The organism is Spirulina sp. CS-785/01, from assembly GCF_028330525.1.
Taxonomy (GTDB): domain Bacteria; phylum Cyanobacteriota; class Cyanobacteriia; order Cyanobacteriales; family Spirulinaceae; genus JAQMSD01.
This window is the reverse complement of sequence record NZ_JAQMSD010000090.1, coordinates 1-2544: the sequence shown is the minus strand read 5'-3', so window position 1 is coordinate 2544 and position 2544 is coordinate 1. Positions and strand designations below refer to the sequence as shown.

General features: G+C 49.9%; 3 protein-coding genes. All 3 read left to right on the top strand.

Annotated elements, in window-relative coordinates; all coding sequences use genetic code 11:
* Nucleotides 1-127 precede the first annotated feature (127 nt).
* Complete coding sequence (gene rsmH / locus PN462_RS05100; protein ID WP_272126934.1) at nucleotides 128-988, top strand: 16S rRNA (cytosine(1402)-N(4))-methyltransferase RsmH; 861 nt, start codon at nucleotides 128-130, stop codon at nucleotides 986-988.
* Between the two features lie 244 nt (nucleotides 989-1232).
* Nucleotides 1233-1433 (top strand): hypothetical protein, encoded by a 201-nt coding sequence (locus tag PN462_RS05095; protein WP_272126933.1) that lies wholly within the window; start codon nucleotides 1233-1235, stop codon nucleotides 1431-1433.
* 325 nt (nucleotides 1434-1758) lie between these two features.
* A partial coding sequence (locus PN462_RS05090) for a chloride channel protein (RefSeq protein ID WP_272126932.1) occupies nucleotides 1759-2544 on the top strand: 786 nt, incomplete at its 3' end.

The window sequence follows — 2544 nt, the reverse complement described above, 5'->3', positions numbered from 1 at the left end:
GATTCCCGATTCCCTGTTCCGGAGTTCCCTGTTCCCTTTTTCACAAAGAACAAATAACAAACAACCAAAAAAATGAACGACTTAGACTCACTTCTCAACTATCAACCATCAACCATCAACTATAAAAATGCCATTTCAACATATTCCGGTTTTAGCACAGGACGCGATCGCAGGTTTACAAATTCAGCCTGGGGGACATTATCTTGACGCAACCGTGGGAGGAGGCGGCCATAGTGCCTTAATTTTACAAGCTGCCCCCAACGTAAAACTAACAGTCATTGACCGAGATGAGGAGGCCATCCTAGCAGCTAAAACTAAATTAGGCGATCGCATCTCCGTTTGGCAAGGCAACTTCGCCGACTATACCACCCAAAATCCCCAATTTGACGGCATTCTCGCCGATCTAGGAGTCAGTTCTCCCCAATTTGACCAACCCGAACGGGGCTTTAGTTTCCAATCTGAAGCCCCCCTCGATATGCGCATGGACCGCAGCCAACCCCTCACCGCCGCCGACATCATCAACCATTGGGATGCCAAAGACCTAGCGGACCTATTCTATCACTACGGAGAAGAACGACGCTCCCGCCCCATCGCCCGACGCATCCTCGAAAAACGCCCCCTCCACACCACCACCCAACTCGCTGATCTCATTAAATCTACCTTCCCCCCCAAAGCCCGTTACGGACGCATCCACCCCGCCACCCGCGTCTTTCAAGCCCTCCGCATCGCCGTAAATGGAGAACTCACCGCCCTCGAAACCTTCCTCGACAAAGCCCCCCACTGGCTCAAAATTGGCGGCAGACTAGGCATTATCAGCTTTCACAGCTTAGAAGACCGTCGCGTCAAACACCACTTCCGCAACTGCCCTCACCTACAAGTGATCACCAAAAAGCCCATCACCGCCACCGCCGAAGAACAACAAGCCAACCCCCGTTCTCGTTCCGCCAAACTCCGCTTCGCCCAACGCATCTCCGCCACTCCGGATTAAATACATAAAACTACAAAATTGTCAACCCCTTGAGGGCAGATTCAACCGCCATAACCCCCAGCCTTCGCAGTTTCCCCCTCCCTGCCCTGCTATACCGGGATTGACCCCCAACAATGTTAAAAAATATTAAATAAATGCACTTCTGTAGCAAATGTTACAGAATTTCCCGTTATAGTGATAAATGAAAAGAAAACATTTTATATCACTAACTCATCATCAGTTAGTCATTCGGAGGGATAAAACTATGGATACTCGCAATCAAGCACGGGCATTAATGATGCGTCACACCAAAATGATCCGCAATCGTCAGCAATCCATGTTAGGACGCACAGGGGCTGAAATCGGCATTGACTTTGATACCCACGACTATGCCAGTCACATTCAAGGGAAACCCAATTCCGACTTCCGTGAATCTTACGATCGCAGTCGTTCTACCATGAGTTAGATCACGCGAGACCATTGGCATCAACTTTTTTTTGGAACAGTAGAAAAGAAACAACCGATATAGTGTTGCAATCCATCTCTCCCAGTAACTCGCTTACTGGGAGTTTGTGCATACAGAGGGCAGAAGGCAGAAAGCAGAAAGACCGAGATTATTCAACTACAATCTTTAGGGATTGAGATGGCCTTAGCCAACATCTATGAAGGGATGGAAATTGAACCAGAAAGACAAGCCCCCTAGGAGAAATGGAGATCGCCTAATATGATGGTTAAATATCCCCGTCAAATATCCCTGTCAAACCATATTGGGGTAAATAGATCTACTCCCCATGAGTCGCCAATCGAAAAAACCCAATCCCCGCCCCCGCAGCATCTCTCTGCGCCATGTAATCGGTTTACCTAACCGCCTCAAAACTAAATTTCAACATCAGTTTCTCAACCGTCATCTCGGCAACCATGCGGTTGAGACTTATTATGCCCTAGCCGAAGCCTCCATTATCGGGGTTGTGTCCGCTTTGGCGGCTCTTTTACTTAAACAAGGGATTGGGGGGTTAGGACGGTTTCGCCTCTATTTAGTGGATGATTGGGGGGTGTGGGTTTTACCTTTCTTTGGCTTTGTTTTCTGTTGGTTGGCGGGGTGGCTGGTGGAACATCTCTCCCCGGCGGCCAAAGGGAGTGGTATTCCCCAAGTTAAAGCGGCGTTGGCCAAGTTTCCTGTGCCTCTCTCCTTGGGAGTGGCCTTTGTCAAGATGTTGGGGACAATTTTAATTTTAGGCGCGGGATTAACCCTAGGCCGTCGAGGACCGACAGTGCATATTGGAGCAGCTTTAGCCGCCGGGTTGAGTAACTGGGTGCCGACCTCCCCCCAGCATCGTCGCCAAATGATTGCAGCAGGGGCGGCTGCGGGGTTGGCGGCGGGGTTTAATACCCCCATTGCCGGGGTGTTGTTTGTGGTGGAGGAGTTGTCGCGGGATATGTCGGGATTAACTCTGGAAACGGCAATTTTAGCCTCGTTTACCGGGTCGGTGGTGTCCCGTTTGTTGGGGTCGGCTGATCTAAATTTTACTTCGACATTGTTAACGCCAGTGATTGCCCATGAGTTTACGGCGGTGGAT

Coding starts and splice junctions, on each gene's coding strand:
- rsmH (WP_272126934.1), top strand. CDS start 128: ATGCCATTTCAACATATTCCGGTTTTAGCACAGGACGCGATCGCAGGT.
- PN462_RS05095 (WP_272126933.1), top strand. CDS start 1,233: ATGGATACTCGCAATCAAGCACGGGCATTAATGATGCGTCACACCAAA.